Source organism: Catenulispora pinistramenti, assembly GCF_018274385.1.
Taxonomy (GTDB): Bacteria; Actinomycetota; Actinomycetes; order Streptomycetales; family Catenulisporaceae; genus Catenulispora; species Catenulispora pinistramenti.
On record NZ_JAAFYZ010000348.1, the window covers coordinates 1 to 7,334 of the forward strand.

Here is a 7,334-nt window from a genome sequence, read left to right on the forward strand (position 1 = left end):
TCCCCGAACCCCGCTCTCACTTGGCGTCCCATCGTCCCGGGCGACGCCGCCGCCTACGCTGTGCTGCTCAACGCGATCGAGGACACGGACCACTTCGGCGAGTTCTACGACGAGGCGGCGGCCGCCGAGCTGATCGGCGATCCGGTGCTCGACCTCGCGCGCGGCACGCTGGTCGCCTTCGACGGCGACGTCATGGTGGGGTACTCCTTGGCCGCGCACAAACCGCTGGCCGTGCACACACACCGGGTGATGCTCACCGGCGGCGTGCACCCGGCCCACCGCCGCCGCGGCATCGGCGCGCGCCTGCTGGCCGCCGGGATCGCCAGTGCCCGGCAGCTGCACGCGATCCACCACCCGGGCCTGGCGCTCGCCGTCGACGCTCAGAACAATGTGCGGAACGCGGGCGCCGCCGCCGCGTACAGCGCCGCCGGCATGACCCCGATCCGCTGGTACACGCAGATGACGCACCCCCTGGGCGAGGCCATCGCCGACGCGGCGGTCCCCACCGGGTTCGTGATCGAGAACCACTCGGCCGGCACCGACGGGGAGTTCCTGGCCGTGCGCAACGAGGCGTTCGCCGACCACTGGGGCGTGGTCCCGATGCCCGAACAGCAGTGGCGCGGGACGCTGAGCGGCTGGCAGTCCTTCCGCCCCGAACTGAGCTTCCTGCTCCGTGACAGCGCCACAGGCACCGCCGCCGGCATGATCCTCACCCATTCCTGGGACTCGGACACCGAGGCCACCGGCATCCGCGACGCGCACTACATGCTGATCGGGACCCGCGCCGCCTATCGCAAGCGCGGCGTGGCCAGCGCCCTGATCGCGCACGCCCAACACGCGGCGCGGGCCGCCGGCTACGACCGGACCAGCCTCGAGGTCGACTCGGCCAGCCCCACCGGCGCGAACGAATTGTACGAGCGGGTGGGGTTCACGGTCGCGGGGACCCAGGTGCGCTACACCGTCGAGTTCTGAGTACCGCCGGGTTCCGATGCGGGATGCGGGATGCGGCACCGGCACGCGGGCCGGAGCACGCACCGCGCTGCCGCGCTTCCTGGGTGACGGCGAGCACTGATCCACCGGCCGACTCCGGGCTCAGCTCAGGTGGTAGGCGACGAGCTGGTCGTTCCCGTTGATGGCGTAGCTTGAGATGCCGATGAGGTAGTCGCCTACGAGCAGATCGGTGTTGCTCGACTCCTGCGCCTTGGTGTCGATGGCCGTTTCGGGGGACGCGGCCCCCGAGGAAGCGGCCAGGGTCGTGATCGCATAAGTGTTGTGCTCCTTGCTCCAGTAGGTGAGGACGGCTCCGGCGCTCGTGGCCCCGGCCAGTCCGCTGAACGCGTCCGTCTTGCTCATCGGCACGGTCCATAGTGCGTTCCCGTTGCTGAGGTCGATTGCGGTGATTCCGTCGAACCCGATGTCGTCTGCCGTGTCGGGGAGGTAGAGCGTGTTGCCGTAGACGGCCGTCAGCGTCGTCGGCCTGTCGGGAATGGCGAGGTGCCCGAAGGCGTCGTTCGACGCCTTCACCGTGATGAAGGAGGAGGAGCCTGGGGGCGCGAGGAGAAGCGATGGGTTGTGTTCGCTCGCATTGCACACTGTCAGCAGTGCGCTTCCGGCCTGGAGCACCGTGGGTTCGTTGCAGATGATCGGCAGGCGCATCGCGGTGGCTGGCGTGGCCGAGGCGGTGTCGCGCTTCCAGACCTGGTTAGCGCCACGGTCGCAACTCCCAGTGGTCCCGTAGTACACGTCAGTGCCCACTATCACCGCGTTGTCGATATCGCAGCCAAGATCGGGCTCGTCGCGCTGCTTGGTGTTCCAGACGGACCGGCCGGTGGACAGGTCGATGTCGACTATGTCGTACAGCCCATAGGGGGCCACCAGATAGGAGCCCTCGATAGTCGGGCCGGCCGGGTTATCGGGGATGTCCCCGGGGCTGGGGATGAGGTTGAAGGGAGCGGACCAGATCGGCTTGCCGGTGGTCAGGTCGAAGACCTGGAGGTTGCTCCCCGTGCTGAACTCGGCCGACAGGAGTACGACGAGCACGATGAGCGCGACGACGCCGGTCCCGATCCCGGCGAAGACCGCGTTGTGCTTGCCGCTCACGCCCTGCGTGTCATCCGGCTGCGGAGGCTGTTCGGGTATCTCAGGATCCGCCATTGGGCGTCCCGGCTCTTTCCGTTGCTGTGGCCTTCGTCGGTGGAGACTAGCCATACGGGGCGAGGACCGGTCCTCAGAGGGCTGATTCGCGCCGGTGGTGCGGGAACGGACCGGGGGCGGGATCAGCGCGTTCGCGCGATCCCGCCCCCGGCCGCATCACCGGACAGTCAGCCCGGTGAGCGCGCTCAGTCCTTCAACAGCACGAACTTCACCGTGCTCGTCGCCCCCTTCTTGATCGTCACCGTCTGCACCTGCGGCTGGTAGCCGTCCTTGGCCGCGATCACCGTCAACGGGTTGTTGCGGTAGTCCAGCCAGAGTGCGTAGTTGCCGTTGATGTCGGTGTGCAGGGTGTAGTGGGCGGTCCAGGTGTCGATCTGGATCGTGGCCCCGGCCAGCGGGACCAGGGCGCCGCTGGCGTCCGTGTACTCCGCGACGCCGGCGAGCTTGCCCCAGGTCGCCGGCGGCTTCACCGTCATGGTGATGGGCAGCGCGGTCAGCGGGTAGGGCGTGTCGGTGGCCAGGCCCAGGCTGGCGGTGTAGCCGCCGGGCTGGGTGATCGAGGGGTCGCTGGCGTCCGCGGTGACCTGGAAGGTCCCCGAGGCGCCGGGGGCCAGCGTGACGGTCGTCGCGCTCTCGGACAGCCATGGCACGTGGGTGCTGGGGCCGACGTTGTAGCCGGGCAGCACCTGCGTTGTCGACAGCGGCGGGGTCAGGGTGCCCTGGCCGCCGCCGACCGTGTAGAAGCCCAGCGCGCCGCCGAAGCGGTAGGCGCTGACGTTGGAGTTCGGCAGCGCCGCCCAGGAGTCGGCCGACGGGTCGTAAGCCCAGGCCTGGTTGGTCAGACCGGCGGCGAGCACGCCGCCGGTGACCACCAGCTTGCCGTTGGCGCCGGTGCCGGCCGCGCCCCAGAACGCGGTCGGCGCGGACGCCCCCTTGGTCCAGGAGTTGGCCGCCGGGTCGTAGATGTAAGTGCTCTGGCTGGCCGTGGTCGCCGAGGTGCCGCCGGCGCAGACCAGCTTGCTCAGCACGTTGGCGCAGGACAGCCAGGCCGTGGACTCCGGGTACGCGGCCAGCTTGGTCCACGTTCCGGCGCCGGCGTCGAACCCGTAGACGTCGGTGGTGCCGCACGTGGCGGTGCAGCCGCCGACGACGTACAGCGTGGAGCCGACGACCGCGCTACCGGCGCCGGCATACGGAGCCGGGGAAGCCGGGCCGGTGGTCCACTGGTTGGCGGCCGGGTCGTAGACCTCCATCTTCGGGTCGGGGTTGCCGTCGGTGGCCCAGCCGCCGACGACGTACAGCTTGCCGCCGATGAACCCGTGCGCCGGGGATTCGCGGGTGTCGGTCGCCGAGGCCAGCGCCGTCCAGGCGCCGGAGGTCGGATCGAAGGAGTAGAGCTTGCTGGAGTCGGCGGTGCCGTCGAAGCCGAACCCGGAGTAGAGCTTGCCGCCGGAGAAGTCGGCGATGTTGTCCTGGATCAGCGACGGGAAGTTGGCCAAAGGCTGCCAGCTGTCACCGGACGTCGAGGCGTTGGGATGCACCGCCTTGGCACCCAGCTGCTTGGAAGCGATCAGCGCGCTGCCGGTGGTGACGTGCGCCGGCACGATCTGCGTCGGTGCCGCCGGCACGTTCTGCATCACGAACCCGCCCGGCTGCTCGCTGACGTTCAGCGTGGCCGGTGCGGTGCCGGTGTTCTTCACCGTGACCGTCTGCGTGGCGTTCCCGCCCCACGGCACGGTCTTGGACATCGACCCCGGTGTGACCGTGAGCCGTCCGGCCTTGAGGGAGAAGTCCGCCTCGACGACCTTGGACGCCGCCACGGTCGCCGTCGCGGCGCCGGTGGTGTAGTGCCCCTTGGCCGCGTTCAGCGGGACCGAGCCGGTGGTCGGGGAGAAGAACCAGTAGAACGCGCCCTTGATCGCCGGGTCGGTACCGGCCGCCGACGTGCCGCCGACGGTCGGCGCCGCGGTCTCCGACACGCTCACGCCGGCCAGCGGCGCCTTGGTGTTGGCGTCGGTGACCTGGCCGACCACCAGACCGCCGGGGATCGGGTCGCAGGTCTGCACGCCCAGCAGGACGTTGTCGACCTCCCAGAAGTAGGCCCAGGAACCGGTGTAGTGGAACCGGACCTGCACCTGGCTCTTGCCCACGGCCTGCGGCAGCGGGATGCGCACCGTCGAGCCGTTCACCGCGGCGGTGGTCTGCGACCACACCGCGGACCAGGTCGTCCCGCCGTCCACGCTGACCTCGGCGGTCGCGGTGGAGGTGCCGAACGGCTTGTAGTACGTCGCGAAGTCCAGCTCCGGCGAGGCGATCCCGGTGAAGTCGGCGACCGGCGAGGTCAGGTACGTGTCCTGCGACTTGCCGCTGCCCAGGTGGTCGCTGTCGACGATGGCGAACCCGCCGGTGCCGGTGGTGAGGTTGCCCCGGTTGCCCGGGTCGTCGAACTCCCAGCCGCCGTTGCTGGTGGCGCTGTTCGTGACGGTCCAGCCGGTCGGCGCCGTGGTGCCGTCGAACGTCTGGTATTGGCCGTTGTGCCCGGCCTGGTACCCGGCCGCCGTGCACGCCGAGGCGTCCACCTGCACCGAGATCGGCTGGGACACCGCCGACACGCCCACCGCCACCGAGGTGTCAGTGGTCTGATAGCCGGGGTAGGCGGCCGCGGTGTGCAGCTGGTAGGTCTTGTCGACCGGCAGCTGGATCGTGTAGGCGCCGGTCTTCGGGTTCGTGTACACCGGGCCGCCGGGCATGCCGTCGACCGTGATCGTCGCGTACAGCGGCCAGCCCTGGCCGGAGCCGTCGGTGACCTTGCCGGTCACCGCCACCCGGGCCACGGCCGCGAGCGTGAAGTTCTCCGCGACGGTCGCGCCGTTGGCGACCGCGACCCCGGTCACCGACTGGTCGGCGTAGCCGAAGGCGCTGACGCCGACCGTGTAAGTACCCGGTGTCACGGTCAGCTTGTAGCTGCCGTCCGCGGCGGTGGTGGTGCTGGTCGCCCCCACGGAGACCTTGGCCCCGGCCACCGGGCCGGCGCTGTCGGTGACCTTGCCGGAGACCACGCCGTGCGGACCGCTGGTGAACGCGGACAGGCCGTTGGGCGTGCCCAGACCGGTCGGGCCGTCGTAGCCGGCCCCGGCGGTGCACAGGTAGCTCGGGGTGCAGGTGGCCGTCGAACCCTGGGTCACGTCGTTGAGCGCCGAGGGGTTCGCGTAGGGGTAGGAGTTGGGGTAGGTCCCGGCGGACGGCGCGCCGGCGTCGGCGTAGACCCCGGCGATCAGCGGCGAGGAGGCGCTGGTGCCGCCGTAGACCTGCCAGCCGGCGGCCTGGTAGGAGTCGTAGACCGACACGCCGGTGGCCGGGTCGGCGACCGCGGACACGTCCGCGACCGTGCGCTTGGCACAGCCGGTGTCCTGCTGGAAGCTCGGCTTGGGCTCGTACATCGAGCACCCTGAGCCCGGCCCGCCGTAGGAGTTGGACCACACCGACTCCGACCAGCCGCGCGTGCTGGAGTCCTTGGTCAGCGAGGTGCCGCCGACCGAGGTGACGTACTGCGAGGCGGCCGGGTAGGCCACGCCGTAGCCGCCGTCGCCGGTGCTGGCGATCACCGCCACGCCCGGGTGGTTGTAGTACGGGTCCATCGACGTGGTCTCCGACGGGTCCTCACCGCTGCCGGGGGTCGAGGTGTAGTTGGAGCCGTAGGAGTTGGAGACGTAGCCGGCTCCGAGCGCGACCGCCTCGTCGACCGCCGCACCCAGGTCGGTGAAGGACGGGCTGTTGCCCTCGACCAGGATGATGTGCGCCTGCGGCGCGATCGCGGTGACCATGTCCAGGTCCAGCGAGATCTCCCCGGACCAGCTGGCGTCCGGGGTCGGGTAGGTGGTGCCGCCGGTCTGGTCGACCTTCTTGAAGCAGCCGTTGGCGGTGCTGCACGCCGGCAGCCCGAACTGGGTCCGGTACAGCGCCAGGTCGCTCTCGGCGTTCGGGTCGTCGTAGGCGTCGACGATGGCGATGGTCGCCCCGGCGCCGCCGGCGGCCGGCAGGTTGTAGGCGCTGAGCAGATCAGACGGTCCGTACCCGGCGGGGGTGGTCCCGGCCTTCACCAGGCCGGTGCTGCCGGCTATGTCAGTGCGCTGCAACGCGAAGCAGGTGAAGGCGCCCTTGGCGGCCGGCGGGCAGACCGCCCGCGCGTTCGGCTTGGCGCCGCTGAGGGATCCGGGCTTGGCGGCACCGGTCGAGGAGGTGCTGCCGGACTGGCTGGTCCCGCCTGCGGCCGGGTGGATGGCGGCCGAGACGGTACTTCTGGCGTCGGTGTGACCGGCGTCGGCGGCGGCGCTGCCGACTCCCGTCGTTAAAGCGAGTGCGGCAGCCAGGGCGACGACCTTGCCCAAGCGTGGCGGAAGGGGAATGTGCACGTGCGGCTCCTTGGTGGCCAGTGCCTGCCATTCCGCGGCGCCGCTAGGCACGGCGCCACGTTTGCGCTGTGCCCTAGCAGAGGTCAGGACGTCCTGATGTCAGGATGCTCTGAGGTCTGGTTGTCCCGATGTCCCGATGTCAGCAGTCTGATCAGACTGTGAAGATGAGTGTGACCCAGGGTAAAGGTTGTGTCCATACCCGGGAATCGGTGATGTCCTCGGTCTGCGCGGGCGAGGTCGGCATATGCGCCGGAGTCGCTCACGGGTTGACGGCGGGTTGCCGGACGTTGAGGTTGGGGTTTGTCAAGCGGACGTCCGAATCAGTGCACGACCATCCAGCTCGGCACCGGCGTCGACGGCAACCACACGATCGTGCGCAGCGTGCGCAGCATCGCTTCGGGGGCGCGGCCGGCTCCTGAGGCCTACTCCGCAGCCCCTACTCCACAGCCCCCACTCCACGCCCTACTTACTCCATCTCGGCCAGAATCGCGGCCAGCGTCGCAACGGCCGCGTCGGCATCGGGCCCCTCGGCGTGCACTGTCATCGTCCCGCCGATCTTGGCGTTCAAGCTCATCACGGTCAGCAAGCCGCTGGGGGCCACTGACTTGCCGCCGTATTCGAGGCGGATGGTGCTGGCGAACTTCGCAGCTTCCACCGACAGTCGGCCCGCCGGCCGGGCGTGCAGCGTGGCGGGCAGTGTCACCGCGACGGACGCGCTGCCGGTGCGGGGTTCGGTTTCGGCCGGGGGAGTGGATTCGGGTGCGGGGG

4 protein-coding genes are annotated in these 7,334 nt (G+C 70.2%); 1 reads left to right on the top strand and 3 read right to left on the bottom strand.

The genetic code is table 11. The annotated features are described in order from the left end of the window. The coding region (locus tag KGQ19_RS46270; protein ID WP_212021600.1) for a GNAT family N-acetyltransferase at nt 1-972 on the top strand (972 nt) is incomplete at its 5' end. Between the two features lie 120 nt (nt 973-1,092). Here KGQ19_RS46270 and KGQ19_RS46275 read toward each other — a convergent pair. From KGQ19_RS46275 to KGQ19_RS46285, 3 genes are all read right to left on the bottom strand, one after another. Beyond that, nucleotides 1,093-2,154: a PQQ-binding-like beta-propeller repeat protein gene (locus KGQ19_RS46275; RefSeq protein WP_212021602.1), complete on the bottom strand. Its 1,062-nt coding sequence runs from the start codon at nt 2,152-2,154 to the stop codon at nt 1,093-1,095. A gap of 185 nt (nt 2,155-2,339) precedes the next feature. Continuing rightward, entirely contained in the window at nt 2,340-6,434 is a 4,095-nt protein-coding gene (locus tag KGQ19_RS46280) for a carboxypeptidase regulatory-like domain-containing protein (protein WP_438801905.1), read from the bottom strand. Nucleotides 6,435-7,032: 598 nt separating this feature from the next. Then, nucleotides 7,033-7,334: HPr family phosphocarrier protein (locus KGQ19_RS46285; protein ID WP_268908239.1), on the bottom strand; the 302-nt coding region annotated here is incomplete at its 5' end.

Excerpts from the sequence above, each read along its gene's own strand:
- KGQ19_RS46275 (WP_212021602.1), bottom strand. The coding sequence starts at position 2,154 with ATGGCGGATCCTGAGATACCCGAACAGCCTCCGCAGCCGGATGACACG.